This is a genomic window from Rothia nasimurium, assembly GCF_004569295.1.
Classification (GTDB): Bacteria; Actinomycetota; Actinomycetes; order Actinomycetales; family Micrococcaceae; genus Rothia; species Rothia nasimurium_B.
The window spans coordinates 21,569-39,143 of the sequence record NZ_SPQC01000009.1 but is presented as its reverse complement, the minus strand read 5'-3'; the positions used below and the strand labels follow the sequence as shown (position 1 = coordinate 39,143).

21 protein-coding genes and 1 tRNA gene are annotated in these 17,575 nt (G+C 53.9%); 5 read left to right on the top strand and 17 right to left on the bottom strand.

The window, feature by feature from the left end; all coding sequences use genetic code 11:
* Positions 1 to 427 precede the first annotated feature (427 nt).
* The 7 genes from E4U03_RS03735 to E4U03_RS12755 form a co-directional block, all read right to left on the bottom strand.
* The gene (locus E4U03_RS03735) at positions 428 to 658 is read right to left on the bottom strand and encodes a hypothetical protein (protein WP_135011650.1); all 231 of its coding nucleotides are present in this window, start codon (positions 656 to 658) and stop codon (positions 428 to 430) included.
* 123 nt (positions 659 to 781) lie between these two features.
* The gene (locus E4U03_RS03730) at positions 782 to 1,333 is read right to left on the bottom strand and encodes a DUF6668 family protein (RefSeq protein ID WP_135011649.1); all 552 of its coding nucleotides are present in this window, start codon (positions 1,331 to 1,333) and stop codon (positions 782 to 784) included.
* A 1-nt stretch (position 1,334) separates the two neighbouring features.
* Positions 1,335 to 2,819: a hypothetical protein gene (locus tag E4U03_RS03725; RefSeq protein ID WP_135011648.1), complete on the bottom strand. Its 1,485-nt coding sequence runs from the start codon at positions 2,817 to 2,819 to the stop codon at positions 1,335 to 1,337.
* The gene (locus E4U03_RS03720; protein ID WP_135011647.1) at positions 2,816 to 3,397 is read right to left on the bottom strand and encodes a hypothetical protein; all 582 of its coding nucleotides are present in this window, start codon (positions 3,395 to 3,397) and stop codon (positions 2,816 to 2,818) included. The genes E4U03_RS03725 and E4U03_RS03720 overlap by 4 nt, the downstream gene beginning before the upstream one ends.
* A 12-nt stretch (positions 3,398 to 3,409) precedes the next feature.
* Positions 3,410 to 4,111 carry a hypothetical protein gene (locus E4U03_RS03715; RefSeq protein WP_135011646.1) on the bottom strand — a complete coding sequence of 234 codons (702 nt, stop codon included), beginning with the start codon at positions 4,109 to 4,111 and terminating at the stop codon, positions 3,410 to 3,412.
* A complete protein-coding gene (locus E4U03_RS03710; protein ID WP_135011645.1) occupies positions 4,096 to 5,223 on the bottom strand; it encodes a transglycosylase SLT domain-containing protein in 1,128 nt (375 codons plus the stop codon). The genes E4U03_RS03715 and E4U03_RS03710 overlap by 16 nt, the downstream gene beginning before the upstream one ends.
* Positions 5,224 to 5,237: 14 nt before the next feature.
* On the bottom strand, positions 5,238 to 5,465 hold the full coding sequence (locus tag E4U03_RS12755) for a hypothetical protein (protein WP_167752264.1): 228 nt from the start codon (positions 5,463 to 5,465) through the stop codon (positions 5,238 to 5,240).
* A 300-nt stretch (positions 5,466 to 5,765) separates the two neighbouring features.
* Between E4U03_RS12755 and E4U03_RS03700 the strand changes: the two genes are divergently transcribed.
* The 4 genes from E4U03_RS03700 to E4U03_RS03685 all read left to right on the top strand — a co-directional run bounded on the left by E4U03_RS03700 (position 5,766) and on the right by E4U03_RS03685 (position 9,605).
* On the top strand, positions 5,766 to 7,160 hold the full coding sequence (locus E4U03_RS03700; protein ID WP_135011644.1) for an adenine-specific methyltransferase EcoRI family protein: 1,395 nt from the start codon (positions 5,766 to 5,768) through the stop codon (positions 7,158 to 7,160).
* Positions 7,157 to 8,326, top strand: a complete 1,170-nt coding sequence (locus tag E4U03_RS03695) for an HNH endonuclease family protein (RefSeq protein ID WP_135011643.1) — start codon at positions 7,157 to 7,159, stop codon at positions 8,324 to 8,326. Before E4U03_RS03700 ends, E4U03_RS03695 begins: the two co-directional genes overlap by 4 nt.
* Before the next feature lie 440 nt (positions 8,327 to 8,766).
* Positions 8,767 to 9,195 carry a hypothetical protein gene (locus E4U03_RS03690; RefSeq protein ID WP_167752263.1) on the top strand — a complete coding sequence of 143 codons (429 nt, stop codon included), beginning with the start codon at positions 8,767 to 8,769 and terminating at the stop codon, positions 9,193 to 9,195.
* Between the two features lie 149 nt (positions 9,196 to 9,344).
* A complete protein-coding gene (locus tag E4U03_RS03685; protein ID WP_135011641.1) occupies positions 9,345 to 9,605 on the top strand; it encodes a hypothetical protein in 261 nt (86 codons plus the stop codon).
* A 145-nt stretch (positions 9,606 to 9,750) separates the two neighbouring features.
* On the opposite strand, the gene E4U03_RS03680 is transcribed toward E4U03_RS03685, so the two are convergent.
* The 8 genes from E4U03_RS03680 to E4U03_RS13705 all read right to left on the bottom strand — a co-directional run bounded on the left by E4U03_RS03680 (position 9,751) and on the right by E4U03_RS13705 (position 13,795).
* Positions 9,751 to 10,116: a DUF4190 domain-containing protein gene (locus E4U03_RS03680; protein ID WP_135011640.1), complete on the bottom strand. Its 366-nt coding sequence runs from the start codon at positions 10,114 to 10,116 to the stop codon at positions 9,751 to 9,753.
* Positions 10,117 to 10,264: 148 nt separating this feature from the next.
* The gene (locus E4U03_RS03675) at positions 10,265 to 11,128 is read right to left on the bottom strand and encodes an RNA polymerase sigma factor (protein WP_135011639.1); all 864 of its coding nucleotides are present in this window, start codon (positions 11,126 to 11,128) and stop codon (positions 10,265 to 10,267) included.
* 43 nt (positions 11,129 to 11,171) lie between these two features.
* Positions 11,172 to 11,474: a hypothetical protein gene (locus tag E4U03_RS03670; RefSeq protein ID WP_135011638.1), complete on the bottom strand. Its 303-nt coding sequence runs from the start codon at positions 11,472 to 11,474 to the stop codon at positions 11,172 to 11,174.
* Between the two features lie 36 nt (positions 11,475 to 11,510).
* Positions 11,511 to 12,041, bottom strand: a complete 531-nt coding sequence (locus E4U03_RS03665) for a hypothetical protein (RefSeq protein WP_135011637.1) — start codon at positions 12,039 to 12,041, stop codon at positions 11,511 to 11,513.
* Positions 12,042 to 12,115: 74 nt separating this feature from the next.
* Positions 12,116 to 12,724: a helix-turn-helix domain-containing protein gene (locus E4U03_RS03660; RefSeq protein ID WP_135011636.1), complete on the bottom strand. Its 609-nt coding sequence runs from the start codon at positions 12,722 to 12,724 to the stop codon at positions 12,116 to 12,118.
* A gap of 39 nt (positions 12,725 to 12,763) precedes the next feature.
* The gene (locus E4U03_RS03655; RefSeq protein WP_135011635.1) at positions 12,764 to 13,126 is read right to left on the bottom strand and encodes a MarR family transcriptional regulator; all 363 of its coding nucleotides are present in this window, start codon (positions 13,124 to 13,126) and stop codon (positions 12,764 to 12,766) included.
* A 175-nt stretch (positions 13,127 to 13,301) separates the two neighbouring features.
* Positions 13,302 to 13,607, bottom strand: a complete 306-nt coding sequence (locus tag E4U03_RS12750) for a hypothetical protein (protein WP_167752261.1) — start codon at positions 13,605 to 13,607, stop codon at positions 13,302 to 13,304.
* Positions 13,607 to 13,795, bottom strand: coding sequence for a helix-turn-helix transcriptional regulator (locus tag E4U03_RS13705; protein WP_416220608.1), 189 nt, complete (start codon positions 13,793 to 13,795; stop codon positions 13,607 to 13,609). The genes E4U03_RS12750 and E4U03_RS13705 overlap by 1 nt, the downstream gene beginning before the upstream one ends.
* 155 nt (positions 13,796 to 13,950) lie before the next feature.
* Here E4U03_RS13705 and E4U03_RS13700 point away from each other — a divergent pair, with 155 nt between their 5' ends.
* Entirely contained in the window at positions 13,951 to 14,325 is a 375-nt protein-coding gene (locus E4U03_RS13700; RefSeq protein WP_135011679.1) for a helix-turn-helix domain-containing protein, read from the top strand.
* Here E4U03_RS13700 and E4U03_RS03635 read toward each other — a convergent pair.
* Together E4U03_RS03635 and E4U03_RS03630 are read right to left on the bottom strand one after the other, a co-directional pair.
* Positions 14,282 to 14,358, bottom strand: a tRNA-Met gene (locus E4U03_RS03635). The two genes, E4U03_RS13700 and E4U03_RS03635, sit on opposite strands and share 44 nt — an antisense overlap.
* Before the next feature lie 146 nt (positions 14,359 to 14,504).
* The gene (locus E4U03_RS03630) at positions 14,505 to 17,540 is read right to left on the bottom strand and encodes a UPF0182 family protein (RefSeq protein ID WP_135011632.1); all 3,036 of its coding nucleotides are present in this window, start codon (positions 17,538 to 17,540) and stop codon (positions 14,505 to 14,507) included.
* Positions 17,541 to 17,575: the final 35 nt, after the last annotated feature.

The window sequence follows — 17,575 nt, the reverse complement described above, 5'->3', positions numbered from 1 at the left end:
CTGGGTACCAGGAATCGCGACGCTACCTGCAATAGCCACACGCATCAGCCCTTCGATAAGCATTGAGGTGTCTTCTTTGGCTCCAGCAGATCGCCCTACTCTCACAAAGGCAACGATAAGACCAACTGTGCCAACCATTGCAGCCAGAGGACGGGTGACGTCGCTAATCACTCTGACAACAGATTCCTCGCCATCACCGATAGGTTTAATTTCCAGCCACCAGATTCCAACGAGGTTGAGCATATCCACAAGCCAGATATAGATATATCCTGCTAAGGCTTCAAGAGCTTTGCCCAATGCAGATTGTAGAAGAGAATTGATAACAGGCATCAGTGCTTCTTTCTTCGTGTGTGCCAGTCACAGCGCTTATGTATGGTGGTGCTACCCCATAGGTAATGAGGCAGCACCACACGTTTTAGGTTCGGGTTTACATGAAGAAATTGAAGATAGTGCCAGCCATACCCATCAAAGCAGCGCCAATCAGAGGCCATACAGGAGCCTCGACACGTTCTTCTGCGTGCTGGCGGCGAGACTGGGCAGCCTTGACAATGCCGATGATGAAGAAGACCAGCAGGGCCATCATGCCGCCGTAGGCTACCCAGCCGATAACGGTGTTCAGGTTTTCTGCGCCGGGGAATGCGGTGGGGGTCACGTTCATGGGTATGTTCTTTCTATTCGTGAAGAAATGGTGATCTTGGGTGTAAAAATGCCCCTATCTGCAACCGGCCCAGTGTGGGGGGTATAGATAGGGGCAACTGCACCAGCGCGGTGCAGCAGAATGTTAGGAGCTTGCTACCTTGCTCAGGCTCTCTAGCGCTTTACGGTAGCGGTAGGGCAACTTGGTCACGTCCTTGGGTTCACGCAGGTCATTGACAAAGGGAATGCCCCAGCTGTGCTTGGTCATGCGAAGAGTTTTCTTGGCCTCCTTGATAGTTTCTTTCGAGAGCTTGGGACGGTCTTCTACCAGCACGATTCCGATAATCTGCTGGCCGCTGGCAGTGGTGCCGGTGCGAAGTAGATTCTGGGCCTTGTAGAGGTGGTCAGCAGCTGTGGTGCTCACCAGAATGACCGCATCACAAACCTGGTGATTCTCGCTCAAGGCACCGCGTGCGTACCGAACCATCGTGGATAGCCCCACTCCCCCAGCCACCGGGTAGAGCCCAATGGACGATGACCCAAAGCTGGGGGCTTCAAAGTGCTTGGACACGTCGTTATCGAATAAGTCGCTAACGCCGATATCCTCGACTTCTTCTTTCTTTGTAGGCGGTGCTACAAAGGGGTTAGCCGGGGCGGGTTTTTCCAGTACCGCTTGGCGGCGTGAGAAAACGGCCATGCTAATTCTCCTTCCGTAGGACGTAGAGCTTTGAGGGCACATCCTGGGCAGAGGGCTTGTACAGCACCACGGCCCTACCTTGGCTATCAACGTCAGCCGGGATAACAGAGGTAGCGGAGCTAGTAGCCCAGCTGGTGATATCGCCGGTGACGCTAATGCGCTGTGGGTCAGTGCCACGAGCCCAGGCATACCCGCCACCGTAAGAGGCATTCGACCCAACATTCATTGCCTGGTTAGCGGCAACATCCACGAGGGTTGAGCCGGTCAGTAGCAGGTTGCGAGCCAGGTCAACAGAAACCTGTGTCTGGTTGTAATTACCCTTGACGGTGCGACCGTTCTCCAAGGTGCCTGTCTCGGTGGCATCAGCTAGAACAATGACCTGTTCGCGTGACTCAGTATTACTAAAGGCAAAGGCCAGGTGGTTATTGACCGATGCGATAAACCCCTGGTAGGTGTAACCTCCAGGGGCTGGAATACTGACCGGAGCCGGTAGTTCAGGTGCATCCGATGAGATGAGCCATGCTTGGGTATCGACAGTTGAGACCATCCAGACGGTGCCACCGAAGACGGCGGCAGGGACGGTATCAGCTGGGGCGGTGAGCTTAGTCAGTTCACCGTTAGAGTTAGGCACCCACACCGCGCCGGTACTGGTAAAGACTGGCACGCCTGACACCCAGTGCAAGGTAGCTTGGCTCGTGGGGCGGCTGATGGTGTGCAGTTCCCCTCCCAGGGTGCCGATAGCTGCTTGGGAGTTAGCCCCGCCAACAGCAATGATGTTCTCCCCTAGTCCTGTCACGGTGGTGATGGAGGTGATGTCAAAGCCTACAGAGTGAGCTGAAAGCTGTACCCCATCGAGGGAGTTAGCGATTTTCAGTTCGCCGCCCTGAGCGTAGAGCAATTTGTCTCCCACAATCAGCGGTGAGGCTGTGGTGGCCTCTAGGGAGTAGTCCGCGAACGTGTCCCATCCAGCCGGTGCAGAGACCGGCAGCTGTACCGGGGGTGGGGTGTAGATGGGTGCGGCTTCTTCCTGGCCGTTCTTCCATAGCACTGCCCCAATCATGGTTCCAACGCAGAGGATGAAGGCGATGATTGCCACCCAGAGCTTAGGGGAAAGCCCCCCAAAGGTTTTACCATTGGAGGGCTTTGATTCTTGAGGGCTGGACTCTGGGAGCATCTGTAGCTCTGTGCCTTGATGATCCATCCACATCTTGTAGATGTTTTCATCATCCATCGCTACATTCACTCGCACGGGGTGCTTGATACCGATGTCCTGGGCGATGGCACCGGCGACCTGGGCAACCTGTTCGTTGCGGTAGGCTACTTGGGTTTCATCGGCCCATTGTTCTCTGTCGTAGGAATAGGTGACGAGGGTAGAGCCAGGGGCTGAGGCGTAAAGCTGATGGTTCTCATCATCAACCTCTACCGTAATGACGGGAAAGAGCGGTAGCTCTGGTGGCTTGTTGGTTGCCGTATTTTCGTTGCTCACTGGTAGGTCACTCCTGAAAAAGAGTCAACCAAAATAGAGCCGTCATCTGCCTTGATGAGAGTTACGTCGTAGAAGCCACGAGGTTCACGGCCACCGATAACGCCTGATGAGCCGATACGTACGATAGCCTTATCAGCTTGTGAAAAGTCGGTTGATTCTACAAGGCGTACAATGCCGCGTGTCTTCAGGCCGTTGCGGGTGCCATCCATTTGGGTGCGGAAGTTATCGGTGCCGTACGATTCGATGTGGAAAAGGTAGGCCTCGAAATCACGTTCAGGGCCGCGGCGTTCGACGCCCACGGCGGCAGCGGCAACAGCGATAGCGTTGTTCTGTTCTTCCACGCTCCAGTATTGGGTGTCAACCTGGTAGGTCTCGATAGTGGCCTGCTGGGTCTGGATGGTGTTTTCCAAGGAGACGACGTTATCCTGTGCGGTCTTGAGTTCGGCCTGGGTCTTGGAGTAGCCGATACCTAGCACCAGGGTGCTCAGGGCAAGCAGGACGGTCAGCAGGATAAGGGCCCATGCTGTGATGGAGATACGCCGCTTGAGGGGCTGCTGGTTCTCTGTAGTGGTGCTCATGGTGATTCCTTTCTACTGGTTGGTGTTGCCGTAGAGCATGCCGGTTTCGCTGGTAGTTGAGTTAACCTGCATTCCGCTGATAGCCCATTTCCCAGGTTCTTCTTCTACCGCTGCAACAGTTGCCAGGGAGCGGCCGCCTTTGTATTCGTAGCCGTCTCGCCCTAGCCATGTCCATTCAACGATGACTTCTTTAGCGGCAAAGCCTTCAGGCATCTGGCCTGCTTCATCGGGGGCAAAGCTGACCTGAGGGAGGGTGTAGGCCTGGCTCTGAGAGACCGCGAGGAAGTCTGCGCTCATGGCGTTACGTACATTGGGGTCAAGGGTTTTGTAGTATTCCTCGGTCAGCAGGAGCTGTGCGCGGAGAATGGCTGCTGTGGTGTTGGGGTCTTTGGTGCTGTCCCAGCAAAAGGCGATTTCGGTAAATCCCTTGATGAGAGCTTCGGGGTCTGACCTATCGACGGTGGTCGGGTCGGTGCAGCTGCCTTCTGCCAGAAGGTCCTGCCGTTCAGCGATACTGAGTGTTGCCGAGGGGCTTGGGCTTGCCGTTGCCGCCGGTGAAGTACTGACAGGAGCTGTCGAGCTTTCTTCGTTAGTGTCCTTATCAGGCCAGAGGATGAAGATAGCAACAACTAGGCCCAGCACGCTCAGCAGACTCAAGCCGCCCATGATCATAAGTGTGCCCTTGTGCCTTTTATCGGTCATGAGTTCACCCATGCGCCTTTCTCTTTGAGGATGGGTTCGGGGTTTAGGTTGTGGCCGTTGTAGGGGTAGGCCGGTACAGGAGATTCAGGGTCATAGATTTCAAAGTGCAGGTGAGTTGCAAATGCGAACTGTGCGCCGCCGCCTGTACCGCCTTCAATTCCGATAATATCGCCGCGTTTGAGGTTTTGGCCGACTGTGACGTTGATGGTGTTCAGGTGGCAAAAACCGAATTGGAAGCCTGGTGCTTCATTTTGCTTGGCGATAACGCAGCCGTCATCTTCAAGCAGGCCGACTACGGTCATATCGGTGGGGGTAATGATTTCTACACCGGCTTGTCCTTGGTCCAGGCCTGGGGTTGCTAGGTCTACGCCTACGTGTTGTTTCATCCATTCAGGAAAACCTTCAGGTAATTCCCTTCGCCCAAAGCCTGATGTAAATGAACACCCTGGGCAGGGGTTCGTCCATTCGCCGGGACCTAAGTCGCCGTCCCAGGCTTTTGCTCCATCGATCTGTGAGCAGGTGGCTGAGAAGTTGACCTGTGCCCCGGATGTAATGATGTCAACGTAGTGCTGAGTTTCTTTATACGGTGGGATACCGCCGTAGCTCAAGACAGCGCCGGGTCCTGCGTTGTAGGCCGCGAGGGTAAGCTTCACAATCTGATTGGCGTCCCCGTTGGCTAGGTGCTGTATCTGGTCTTTGAGCTGCTTCATGTAGCGGCCCTGGGCGGCGATTGCAGCGTGCGGGTCAAAGGGGTCTTCGCCCGGTGCGATTGCCTCCCAGGTGGAGGGGATGAACTGGGTTAGGCCTTTAGCGCCTGCCGGTGATACGGCCTTAGGATCCCAGTTCGATTCTTGCTGAATTTGCTTGGCAAGTATCTCTGCTGGAATGCCTGAGTCTTCGCCGGCCTTTTTGACGTCTTCTGTATATTCAGCCGGGACGTTGATGAGGTTCTCGCTGGTCTCGCTTGTGGTGGTCGCTGCGGGGCTGCACTTAGCTGAGGTATTTTCAGGTGTATCTATTGAAGCGGCGAAAAAGACCGCGACGAGGAGAGGGATACATGCCACAAGGCTCAAAAGAGCAGCAAGTAAAAGGCTGGCCCCGGCAAGTAGTCCTTTGTTTTTCATGCCGTTCCCTTGGTTTACCTGGTGCCAGCGAGCTGGAGACCTCTACCGAAGTGTCTATCAAGACGGTCTAAAAGCTGGGTGTAAGCGTGCCAGGGTGTGATGTCCTGGTTGATGGCGTTGGAGGTAACGAGGGTGTGGCAGCTGGTGCAGATGGGGTGGGTAGTGCCGGTGGTGGGGCGGGTGATGGTGGTGAGTTTGGTGGTGCCGGTGCAGAGGGTGCAGCGGGTGGGGGTTTTAGCCATGGTGTGCTCTTTCGTCTACGTTTGTGGGGTTCGTAGAGGTATATGCACTTAGCTGGTGGTTTCGGCGGGCTGGGACAGAAGTTTTTGGAAAATTTTCAGTCCGAAAAATCATATGACATCATATTATTTCACATGAAATAATATGATGTCATATGTAATCAAATCACGGCATTCGTCTTCCACAGCACAAGAAAACCCAGATAATACACGACTTATAACACCCACCAGCTAGGAGCTCATCAAGAGAACGGTAAAATTCAAGTGACCCACCCGCCCCTTCACGCCAAGGAGTAAGAAGATATGGCAGGTAATAGCAACCTCACACGTGCTAAAGCCGCTAAGAACGATGAGTTCTACACCCAATGGGCAGATATTGAGCGCGAAATCAATGCGTACCTAGAATACGACCCGGATTTATTCCGCAACAAAATTATTCTGCTACCCTGCGACGACCCGGAGTGGAGTAACTTCACGAAGTTTTTCGCACTTCATTTTGCTGAGTACGGGTTAAAGAAGCTCATCTCGACATCGTATGCTCCGAGCTCAAAGGGCATTAGGTCCGCTTACCAGCCCACTATGTTTGAGCGTGATGCTCCACAATATGATGAGGGCAAGTCATTTGAACGAGGACGTATGTTTGTCCTTGAGCCCGATGATATTTCCGGCGACGGCATTGTCAATATCGATGACCTCAAGTGGACTTATTTAGAGGGCGACGGCGATTTCCGGTCAGAAGAAGTCACCAAGCTACGAAACAGCGCAGATTTTGTTATCACTAATCCACCTTTTTCGCTCTTCCGGGAGTTCATCGCCTGGCTTATGGAAGATGAGGTGCAGTTCTCGGTCATAGGCTCAAACAACGCCATTACCTATAAAGAAATTTTTCCCCTCATCAAAGACAACCGCCTATGGAAAGGGGCAACAGCCAACAACACCGATATGGTCTTTGGCGTCCCTAAAGGTACAGCCATCAAAGAAACTGATGCAGCTAAAGCTGAACGACTAGGCTACCCAGCAGATGAGAACTACGATTACACCCGTCTAGGCAACTCGTGCTGGTTTACTAACATTGAGCACGGACGACGCCATGAACCGCTATCTCTCATGACGATGGAGGATAACCTCAAATTCAGCAGACACAAGGCAATCAAAGAGTACGGCTACCTTAAGTACGACAACTACGATGCCATTGAGGTTCCCTTTGTCGACGCAATCCCAAGCGACTACGTAGAAGCCATGGGCGTTCCCATCACCTTCCTGGATAAATATAATCCGGATCAGTTTATTCTCGTGGGCGCAGACTTTGAAGTTGCCGAACCCGTTAAACTCAGCAACGGAAAGACTGGAACCAGCCGATTCTATCTTAAGAGAGAGAGAGAGAGAGAGAGAGCGTTTGTACTCACGGCTGGTCATACGAAAGAAGCAGTCATGACCCTCTTAACCGAAGAATACGGGTACGCTCCGGAGCAGATTGAATACCGGTCGGGAATTATGGGCGTACCCCTTACTTTTTTTGATAGATACAACCCAGAACAGTTTGAAGTACTCGGCTCTCAGCGCTGGGCAAAGTCACCTATCCTCTTGCGGGCCTACCGAGGTACCGTCGCTCCGCCTGAGATGGATAAGAAGACGCTCATCGATGGCAAAGAAACCTACGACCGCATTTTTATCCGACATTTAAAGGGACGCTCATGAGAACTTCACTAGAACAAATAAGTATCAACGACATCGTGCAAGGCTTTGTCTATAACGAAGCTGAGGGCCGAGGCCTCTATGGCTTAGGTGGGCGTCTCACCATCCAGCCTGAATATCAGCGTAACTATATCTATGGCGACGGCAAGAAGGACGTTGCTGTGATCGAATCGATTCTAGCTGGCTACCCTCTTGGCCTTATTTACTTCAACGATGCAAGCGAGGGCAAACTCGAGGTGCTCGATGGCCAGCAGCGCATCACTTCAATTGGGCGCTTTATTACAGGCAAGTTCGCTATCAAGGTTGATGGCCGTGAGCAGACTTTTTCTTCCCTCGCGCCAGAGCATCAAGAATTAATCCGAAATACAGAACTGCTCATCTACATCTGCTCAGGCAGTGAACCAGAGATTAAGCAGTGGTTCCAGACCATCAATATTGCTGGAGTACCCCTTAATGAGCAGGAACTTCTTAACGCTGTTTATTCTGGGCCATTTGTCACCGCAGCTAAGACAGTTTTCTCAAACTCAGCTGATTCTCGACAACAAAAATGGTCCGCCTACACCAAGGGAGATCCTAAGCGGCAAGAAGTTTTGCATGTAGCGCTTGACTGGCTAGCGTCAGCGAAAGATACGACCGTTTCTTCTTACATGGCAGAGCATCGGCATGATGCTACTGCGACCGAATTAGAGCAGTATTTCACCTCTGTCATTGATTGGGTTTCCACCGTTTTCAGTCGTACACCAGATAAAGAAATGCGCGGCCTGGAGTGGGGCAGGCTATATGAAGAGTACCATTTACGCCCATATGATAGTCGTATCGTAGATGAGCGCATTAACAAGCTTAGAGCTGATCCTGCTGTTCATAGGTCTAGTGGTATCTATGAGTATGTTCTGGGCGGAGAGAGTCGATCTGAGTTTTTGAACATCCGTATGTTTGATGATAAGACCAAACGAACTGTTTATCAGCGGCAAACTGAAGCAGCGAAAGCTGCTGGTGTCTCGAACTGCCCGTTGTGCGCTACAGGAGACAATAATAGTCGCACACGCATTTATACGCAGCGTGAGATGGACGCTGACCATGTGACTGCGTGGTCCAGGGGCGGCTCATCGGATGCGGCTAACTGTGAGATGCTATGCATTATGCACAATAGAGCAAAGGGAAATCGGTAGTCATAGGCGTTAGGCTTATTTGCCTGTTCCAGGGATTACTTCCGGCACACTCGCCATAATTTCATATGATATGGCATGATTTCATGTGAAATCATGCCATATCACTTTAATGAATCACGCCCTTTGGGCCGATAGCCAACAGAACCACCCATGTACTTATCAGCCACCTATCTTAGCCCCTCACATGCACAAGATAATTAGGCACTGCAACCACTGCCAGCTTCAAAACATCAAAATGACAAGGCGGCTTACATTACCCCTCGGAGCAACGTCCAGTTTTAATAAGCCCACTTGCGATACTTCCAAGGCTCCACTAGCATTTAAGACGTACATCACAAAGAAGTCCTGTACTACAACCTTGGAGGAACATGCACACCAGAATGACCCGCGCCGTCCTAGTGGCCACGACCAGCCTAGCTCTCATAGCAGGCACACTACCAGTGACCCATGCAACACCATCGCCGCCCACTTCAAGCACTTCCATCAGCGCAACAGAGACAAACGCTCAGGGAACACCTGCAAATCTTCCCTACAAATCACTGGCAGACATTCGAGCTGAAGCCCTATCCAAAGGCTTAGATGCTGACGCAACAGAGCTTGCCATTGAACTTCAAAAGGTTGTCAACGCCTACCACAATCTGCCAAGCCATCTCAAGGAAGCGCCCCTAGATTCACCGGACGTACAGACTGCTCTACTGGCCGGCGCTTCTCCATCACTAGCTCGCGGAGCAATTGCAAGTGGTATTGACTTCGGAAAAGCCAGTGCCTGTGCTAAAGCTGTTGTTTCAACGCTGGTAAAACGTGGCACCCCCATCGGACAGTTCTGGACCCTTGTAGAAACCATTGGTGGCGTGGTGGAGCTCGCGTAGGGTATTTCCCAGATTCTCCAATCAACTGCAGAAGAAGATTGGGTCAAGCGAACAACCAACAAATATGGCAAGGAAATGGGATTTTTGCTTGGAAGGATATTAGGGTACAGAGATATTGTCCTCAGCTGCAAAGACCTGAATCAATAATCATGCTCAAGACACCCCATCAAGACCAGCCTTTCTGGCGGCAAAGCCTACTTCTCACAGGAAAGGGAATAGCATTAGGCATATTTTTCTACTACCTACGTGTAGAGTTCAACATCTCTGTCGGCCAGAAATCCGGCGTCCCCGAAGAGATTGACTTCACATGGCTAGGGCTAGCAAGTTGGATTGTATCATTTGTAGCTTTACTAAATTTCTTTGGCTGGTTCGGTTACCTACAGAAGAATATCGACAAAGACCAGGAATGACTCTCAGCTACTCAATAAAGAAACCATATCGTTTCACATCACATGAAACGATATGGTTTCCTTCTATATTGCTCTTATATATCCCTGAAAAGTTAGGCCTCACTCATCCATCAGAGTCAAAGCCTAAGACGCCAGGGGGCTCGTTTTAGTAGCCTGCTGAAGAACCAGCTGCAATAGCTCCCAACACCACAAAACCAACTATGGTCAGCAGAGCTAAACCGCCGATAATCGTATCGATCCATCCCAAAACTTTGCCAGCAGTAGCGGCAGCACCGAGACGTTCAGCTTTATTGGCCTGAACAATAGCAATGGGGCCAAGAATAATTGGCACAGTAAAGAGTCCAATGATTCCGCAAATCAGCGCAGCCTGCGCGGCTTTATCAGCTTCAACCTGCTGTGGGCTCTTCTGATAAAACACTGCTCCCGGCTGGCCGGTGCTCTGGTTACTATACGAAGCAAGATGCTGGTCAGAGGCGTAGGAATCGTTGTTTTGTGTAGGTTCCTGAGACATGGAAAATCCTTGTGCGTTGTCGATGAAATGGTGTATGAGATCGAACTCTCTTTCCGTGCACCTAAACCAGGGCATTATAGAGAACCTTGCGAGCTCTCATATAGCTTAAGGCAGTGTGCTAGAGCTTATCCAGAAACACGAGCTTCTGCTACACATTTATAGGCTGATAAATATCCAGACCCCTATCAATGACCAGCTTGGCCACCGATAGCATCTTGATGGTCTGGTTGTAGTAGTCCCGGCTCGAAGAAGGGGAGATACCTAGCTGCTCACCAAGTACGGCCACCGCAGCAGCGTTGAGGTCTGTGCCGGTAGCTATCATCGCGACCAATACGCTAAAGCCAGTAGGTAGATTAGCTTCTTCACCGGGAAGGCAGTCGAGCAAATCTTCGACAGTAACGCCCTCAGCGTCACCCTGGGCAGCTAGCCGCTCATGAGCATCCAGAGCCCGATGAATCACCTGAGCCAAGCGCACGGTATTGGCCTGGTTATCCCGCAGAGTCTTCGCAGCGATGCCCAGAGCCCTGGAGGCGGCAGCTACGTTGCCATCAAAGGCTAGAACGATTTTCAGGGTGCGCTCTAGGTGGGCAGGGTTTTCCATGATTGCCGCGAGGATGCCCATGATGTGGTGCAGGCGAGTATAGTCACCATCTTCCTCAATGATGCCGTCAGCAATGTCTTGTTCAATCAGGGAGAGGGTTTCGCTAATGCCGGTAATGGCTAGGCGGCCGTAGGTTTCATCGTGCTGGGCTTCGGTGAGTTTTTTGCGCTGGTAGGTTTTGACTTCAGTGATGGCAACAGCTCGGATCCAGGGGCCAAAGGGGCCTTTGGTGGGGTCGTAGGAGTCAAGGCGCTGGTGTGCTGCAAGCCAGGTGTTTTGGTGAACGTCGTGGGCGTCGTGGGCGGGGCAGGCGCTGGTGAGGCGGGCTCGGATGAGGTAGATGGTGTTCTGCCAGTCTTCGAGCATTTCGGGTGTCCAGGCGCGGGCGGCGCCGGTTTGTGTATGTGTCATGGTTGTTCTCTTTGGGGTTGATGTTTTTGTCACTGGGAGGGTGCTAGTCTGCCTGGCTTTGAAGGGCTGCCAGTTCAGCACGGATAGCCTCGGGCTCTAGGGTGGTAATCCGGCTAATGGCCTCTACGCTCATTCCATAAGAAGCCCAGAAAGCTACGTCAGGGCTTTGGAATCGACCGGGTTGATAGTTCAGCTCCCAGTGTTCACCGGCTAGGTATTCCTCCCAGGTCTCGTAGTCCAGGAGTTCCCAGATGCGAAGTTTGTACCCTAGGGCTACGGCTATCCAGTCGCAGCGCATGAAGGTTCCTAGGCGGAAGGCTTCTTCGTAGGTGAAGTTGGTGTTCATGGGTTTCTCTCCGGTGTTTTGTACAGGTGGAGGGGGTTAGCCAGCTAATTTTTTGGCTTGACGGCGGGCGCGGATTTGGTCTCGGAAGGCTTTACCAGCTTCAGGATCGGATGGGGTCTCGCTGCTCACGATTGCCAGCAAGCCGGTAGCTTCTTTGAGGCACAGGGGGCAGTGTCCGGTGTACTCACGGGTGTGCACCTGGCAGAAGGCAACTGGTGCTGAGGGCAGCGGGGCTGGTGCGGCAGCTGGTTGGGTTTCTTGAGCCGTGTAGCACTCAATGGCAGCCAGGGCGGTGAGGGCTTCGATACCCCCAGGTTCGTTGCCGATGGCTCGGATGCAAAAACCTACAGGGTTCTGCACTTGCTTGCCTCGGCGCTCTTCGCGGCTGACGAGCAGGCGCATGATGGCATCCAGGGTTGGGCCGTCCACGGCGTCGAGCAGGCCGGGGTTAGTGCGGTTGATGGCGGTTCGTAGCTGAAGCTGGGCGACTTCTGCGGGCATGGCCCCGATGGGCTGGGCCGGGTGGTTTTTCAAATCCTGGTTCGCTTCAGTCAGTCCGTCAGTCATTTTTTCTCGCGCGCCTGTACTTGAGGTGACTGATTGACTGATTGATTGATTAATATCAGTCAAAAGATTTCCTTTTAACGCGCGCGTCGCGCGCGCGCGGTTCCTATTAAGGCACTTTTTTGCTCTACCGGCAGAATCTTGTTTTCTACCGGCACTGTGGTGCCGGTAGAAAACAAGATTTTGCCGGTAAGTCTTGCCTTACCGGCATTTTTTGCCGGTAAAGTCTGACTAGGTGAAACGTTATTTTGCTGAAAGTTATCCACAGGCCGACCCTCTCTACCGGCATTTTTTGCCGGTAGAGTCTGACTAGGGGAAACTCCCCACTCGCCAGTGGTCTCATTGAGCTCTCTTGACAGCCGCAAGAGCTCGATTTCTTCGGGTGACTCGATGTAATCAGGCAGGGTATAGGTGTCTACCTGTGGGTGCAAGATGATCAGGTCAGCTCCCCTGCCTAGCCCGAATTCACTGCGTTGGCGCTCTGTGTGTAGCAGGTCAAGTTCACGGAGTTTTTTGACTGCTTCGCGTACAGCTCGTTCTTTGTAGCCGGTGGTTGCAGCGAGGACTTCTTGACCAGCGTCGTAGATGCCGTGGTGATTGCAACGGTTAGCCAGCTGAAGCAATACTTTGTATTCTGCGCCTTTGATGTCTTGCTTCATGGCCCAGGTGATGTGTTCTAGTGTCATGGGTAGCTTGATTTCTACTTGTTGAATCTGGTGAAGGTCTTAGCGGCTGAGCCTCTGTGCCGGGGCTTCATTTTGCTGCTTGTGTTTCATGAGATAGGGCGGCTTGGTTCCGGTGTTCTCCAGATGCAAGACGATGGTGTTAGTAGGGTGAGGCCCAAATTCGCCGGAGTAACGGCGTTCACGGTGCAGCAGGTTCGCTTCTTCAAACTCGCGTAGGCTCCGCATGATGGTTGATTTGCTTTGACCGGTCACGTAGGTGATGAAGTCGATGCCTTTGATTCCTTCGCGGTCTGAGACGTAGCCCTCATCGTCTGCTGTGATGCCGAGAAAGTGCAGCAGCTGGTATTGGGCTGGGCTTTTTAGCTCGTGTGTGAGCGACCATTCGTAAGCTTTTGATGACATAATGTATAATCTCCTTTCGGTACGGGTTTCCGTATCGGCGCATTCTTTCGCCTTGGCGCGATTGTTGCGTGTAGCTGAGTCTGGTTTCTTCGATAGGTAAGATCATCTGAGGTTCTCCAGATTTCAGCAGGCAGGCCGCTTGTTCCCTTGGAGCAGGTGGCCTGTTTTTGTGCCCTCATGGTTTGGCCCCGTTGAGGCCTGCTAGTGCTATCCAGATTTCTGCGTGGGTGATGTTCTGAGCCATCGTTTTGACTGCTGGTTCGTTCTCATCGTGCAGGAAGTTGTAGCGGATAACGCGGGCGGTATTGCGATGTTTGCCGGGGCGTAGGGTCGGCAGATTCTCTCGTTTCTCGTAGGCCTTGATTTGGGCCATGAGTTCCTGGCTGGCGGTGCCTGCTTTGTAGGTGGCCAGTGTTTGGATGGGCCTTGTTTTTGGGGTGCGGAGTGGCAGTGTGCTGGCTGGTTGCTTGAGAATGCCCATCAGGCCGCTACCACCTGAGCTCCAGACGTCTTATACAAGTTTTCAACGTCTATTCCCAGATGGTCAGCGATTAGCTTCAGCTCATTGACCTTGAATTCGACTTTGCAGGTCAGACGGGAGTTGACAGATTGGCGCGATACATTCAGTACCGTAGCCAACTCTCTTTGTGTAAGACCCTGACGTGCCATCTCTGCACGGACGTTGCGTGCAATCTGTTCTTTGTAACTCATACGTTAAAGAGTATTCAAGATTCTTAAACTCTTCAAGCGACAAATATAAGATTCTTAAACTTTCTGTTGGTTTTAGCTTGCACTGTGTCAAGTTATCTGTATAGCATGGAAGCATGCATACATCAGTCAAACCCCTTGGGGTCAACCAAGTTATTACTCGCGAAATCAAGTCAGCCCTAAGCCGAGAAGGTCTATCCCAGAAGGAGCTCGCTAATCGTCTTGGCATTAGCGCTGGTAGTGTCTCACTCAAAATGCGCGCTGAGGTCTCGTTTACAATGAACGAACTTCTGAGCATTGCCGGGATTCTAAATCTTTCCCTTAGTGAGCTACTGGGCGACTCACTTCTACTCTCTCGTGTACCCACTCCCGAATATATGGAAGATGAAAAGGGCGAGAAAAAAGTCGCCCCGGTCGGATTTATTCCGAACGGGACGACTTATCAAATGGTTGCGGGGGCAGGATTTGAACCTGCGGCCTCCGGGTTATGAGCCCGGCGAGCTACCGAACTGCTCCACCCCGCGGCGACTCATATAACTATACGCACTTCCCGCAAGCAGTGCAAGCCAGAACCAGCTTTTGTGATGCACTCTACATAAAAGGACGCCGCTGGCCCGCTGGGTGCGGGAGGCGGCGTCCTTATCTACCCAGGGCTGCTACAGCCTGACTCCTAGTTGGAGGGTGAGGGGCTGGGGCTTGCCTCGGTGGTGGCAGTGCCCTCGATACCTTCAGCATCAATGGCGCGCTGCAGGGCCTCATTCAGGCGGGTCTGGGCTTCACCATAGGCGGCCCAGTCACCGGCCTTCATAGCGGCGTCCGCATCCTGCATGGCCTTACGGGCATCTTGCAGGGCGCCAGTCAGGCTCGCACTGTCAGTGCTGGCCGCAGTACCATCAACTGCCTGAGCGGCCTCGGTTTCATCGACACCGGCATCGGCAGCGGTTTCAGCACCGGAGGAACCGCTAAAGAGCTCATCCAGGGCTTCCTCCAGGGTGGGGGCGAAGCCAACCTGCTCGCCAAAGCCCACAAGGACGCGGCGCAGTGAGGGGTAGGCAGCATCACCGGAGGACTGCACATAGACCGGCTGCACGTAGAGAATACCGCCGCCCACGGGCAGGGTGAGCAGGTTACCGTTAATCACGTCGGAAGCACCCTGGCGCAGCAGGTTCAGCTCGGTTGAAACAGCGGTATCTGAGTTGAACACGTTCTGAGCCTGACCAGGGCCCGGAACAACCGACGAGCGGGGAAGCTCAAGCAGGGTCAGCTTGCCATAGCCTTCAGCCTTTTCGCCGCCCTTACCGGTACCGGCATCACCATTGGCTGAAAGGAAGCCGTACATGACGTTACGGGTGTTGCTGTCTGACTGCTGGGGGATGAAGCTGGTGGTCAGCGAGAACTGAGCTGAGTCTTCACCCGGCATCTGCAGGGACATGTAGTAGGGAGGCAGGGGGCGGCCGCTGTCGTTGGTGGGATCGTTAGGAATCGACCAGCGGTCGTCCCCGTTGTAGAGGCTGCTTGCATTGGTCACGTGGTAAGCGTTCAGAATCTCTCGCTGCACCTTGAACAGATCCTGGGGGTAGCGCACGTGCTCAATGAGCGAAGCGCTCATCTCGCTGTAGGGGCGCACGGTATCGGGGTAGACCTTCTGCCAGGTCTTCAGTACCGGGTCTTGGTCGTCCCAGGCGTAGAGGGTAACCGAGCCGTCGTAGGCGTTTACAGTGGCCTTGACCGAGTTACGGATGTAGTTAACCTGCTGGCTGGGCAGAGCCTGGGTTACGCCGGATGCGGTCTCTGAATCAGAGGTCGCATTATCGAGCTGGGCTGCCTGCGAGTAGGGGTACTGGTTACTGGTGGTGTAGGCGTCCACAATCCAGAGCACCTGGCCATCGATGATAGCCGGGTAGGGGTTGCCGTCTACGGTCAGGTAGGGGGCAACCTTCTTCACGCGCTCTGAGGGGTCGTGGTCGTAGAGAATCTGGGATTCGGGGCGGACGGCATCCGACAGCAGGATGTCTGAGGACTGGAACTTGATGGCGTAGGCCAGACGGTTAAAGGCGTTACCAATGACGGGCCCGCCATTGCCGCTGAAGGTGTATTTGGCGTCCGCACCGCTTTCGTCGTCAGCGGTCTGGGGGCGGTCAAGTTCTAGCGGTTCGGCCTCGGCGGTGCCACCCACGATAGAGTAGTCGGGTGAGCTCTGGCCGAAGTAGATGCGGGGCTCGTAGTCGCCGCTAATTGCACCGGTTGCCTGAATACCCGACTGGATGAACTTGGGCTTACCGTCGGCTTCAACCTGGTTACCGTAGGCGGCGATGACGCCGTAGCCGTGGGTGTAAACCACGTGCTGGTTAACCCAGGATGCCCCGGCATTCTGGTCGGGGTTCAGCTCGCGGGCGGCGATAACGGTGTCGGTCTCAGTTCCGCCGATGGTGTAGCGGTCCACCGAGAGGTTCTGCCCAAACTGGTAGTAGGGGCGGAACTGCTGCAGCTGGGCAAATGCACCGGACACCACGTTGGGGTCGAGTAGACGGATGTTGGAGATGGTCTCACTCTCACCGCGCAGGGCACCTGCTGCGGTGGATGTGGTGGCATCGTAATTCTGAACGTCGATTTGGTCCAGGCCGTAGGCGGCACGGGTAGCGTCGATGTTGCGCTGGATATAGGGGGCTTCTGCGGCCTGTTCGTTCGGTACGACCTGGAAGCGCTGCACAACCCAGGGGTAGATGCCACCTGCGACCAGTGAAGCGATCACCAGCACGGCGGTGCCGATGATGGGCAGACGGAAGTTCCCGCGCACGGCAGCCAGGACGAAGAGGGCTGCGACAAACAGGGAGGCAATTGCCAGAATCGCATTGACAGGGATGATGGCGTTGACGTCACTGTACATGGCACCGGCCCAGGAGCCAGACTGGTCCTGGGTGGCGTTGTAGCGGGCCAGCCATAGGGTAATACCGCGCAGCAGAATAAAGAGGGCACCGAGCACTGCGATGTGGCGGCGGAAGTGCACGGTGGTAGTGATACCGCGCTCCCCCACTACAATGCCGCCGTAGAAGTAGTGCATGACCAAAGCTGCCATCGCTGAGAAGATGATGGCGGTGCTCAGCAGGCCGGTCACTACGTTGAGGAAGGGCAGGGTAAACATGAAGTAACCCAGGTCGCGACCAAACTCGGGGTCTGCGGTGCCAAAGCTTTCGCCCTGGAAGAAGAGCAGGACAGTCTCCCACTGGGTCATCGCCCCACTGCCGACGAAAGCGCCCAGAAGAACCGGCACAGCAATCAGAAGGACCTTGCGCATGCGCTCAATACCCTGGCGGTAACGCTCCATGTTCTGGTTGAAGAGGTCCTGCATATCGCCGTAGGGGTCGGGCACAGGGTTGCCGTTGGCATCCACTCGGGGGCCGGCAGGACGACGGGGGCTAGGAGTCTGTAGTTGGCCGTGCCTATAGGCGTAGAAGAGGCTGGCCCAAACGGCGATACCTACAACGATGCTTGCAACCAGGAAGACGGCACCGCGGGTCAGGTTTTGGGTGATGAAAACCTTGAGGTAGCCCAGCTGGTCATACCAGAGGACGTCGGTGTACACCTGGGTTGCAAAAACAAAGGCTACGACCAGGGCGGCAATGATTGCCACGGTCACGGTCAGCGGCCGGTTTCTACGTTGAGGAGCGCGTGATGATGAACGGGGAGGGGTGCTTCCGGTACTCACGGGTATCCTTCAGTTGTGTTTCGTGTCTGCCGCAA

Excerpts from the sequence above, each read along its gene's own strand:
- E4U03_RS03660 (WP_135011636.1), bottom strand. The coding sequence starts at position 12,724 with ATGACACTAGAACACATCACCTGGGCCATGAAGCAAGACATCAAAGGC.
- E4U03_RS03735 (WP_135011650.1), bottom strand. The coding sequence starts at position 658 with ATGAACGTGACCCCCACCGCATTCCCCGGCGCAGAAAACCTGAACACC.
- E4U03_RS03700 (WP_135011644.1), top strand. The coding sequence starts at position 5,766 with ATGGCAGGTAATAGCAACCTCACACGTGCTAAAGCCGCTAAGAACGAT.
- E4U03_RS03680 (WP_135011640.1), bottom strand. The coding sequence starts at position 10,116 with ATGTCTCAGGAACCTACACAAAACAACGATTCCTACGCCTCTGACCAG.
- E4U03_RS12755 (WP_167752264.1), bottom strand. The coding sequence starts at position 5,465 with ATGGCTAAAACCCCCACCCGCTGCACCCTCTGCACCGGCACCACCAAA.
- E4U03_RS13705 (WP_416220608.1), bottom strand. The coding sequence starts at position 13,795 with ATGGCACGTCAGGGTCTTACACAAAGAGAGTTGGCTACGGTACTGAAT.
- E4U03_RS03670 (WP_135011638.1), bottom strand. The coding sequence starts at position 11,474 with ATGAACACCAACTTCACCTACGAAGAAGCCTTCCGCCTAGGAACCTTC.
- E4U03_RS03665 (WP_135011637.1), bottom strand. The coding sequence starts at position 12,041 with ATGACTGACGGACTGACTGAAGCGAACCAGGATTTGAAAAACCACCCG.
- E4U03_RS03685 (WP_135011641.1), top strand. The coding sequence starts at position 9,345 with ATGCTCAAGACACCCCATCAAGACCAGCCTTTCTGGCGGCAAAGCCTA.
- E4U03_RS03715 (WP_135011646.1), bottom strand. The coding sequence starts at position 4,111 with ATGGGTGAACTCATGACCGATAAAAGGCACAAGGGCACACTTATGATC.
- E4U03_RS12750 (WP_167752261.1), bottom strand. The coding sequence starts at position 13,607 with ATGGGCATTCTCAAGCAACCAGCCAGCACACTGCCACTCCGCACCCCA.
- E4U03_RS03695 (WP_135011643.1), top strand. The coding sequence starts at position 7,157 with ATGAGAACTTCACTAGAACAAATAAGTATCAACGACATCGTGCAAGGC.
- E4U03_RS03655 (WP_135011635.1), bottom strand. The coding sequence starts at position 13,126 with ATGTCATCAAAAGCTTACGAATGGTCGCTCACACACGAGCTAAAAAGC.
- E4U03_RS03730 (WP_135011649.1), bottom strand. The coding sequence starts at position 1,333 with ATGGCCGTTTTCTCACGCCGCCAAGCGGTACTGGAAAAACCCGCCCCG.
- E4U03_RS03710 (WP_135011645.1), bottom strand. The coding sequence starts at position 5,223 with ATGAAAAACAAAGGACTACTTGCCGGGGCCAGCCTTTTACTTGCTGCT.
- E4U03_RS03675 (WP_135011639.1), bottom strand. The coding sequence starts at position 11,128 with ATGACACATACACAAACCGGCGCCGCCCGCGCCTGGACACCCGAAATG.
- E4U03_RS13700 (WP_135011679.1), top strand. The coding sequence starts at position 13,951 with ATGCATACATCAGTCAAACCCCTTGGGGTCAACCAAGTTATTACTCGC.
- E4U03_RS03720 (WP_135011647.1), bottom strand. The coding sequence starts at position 3,397 with ATGAGCACCACTACAGAGAACCAGCAGCCCCTCAAGCGGCGTATCTCC.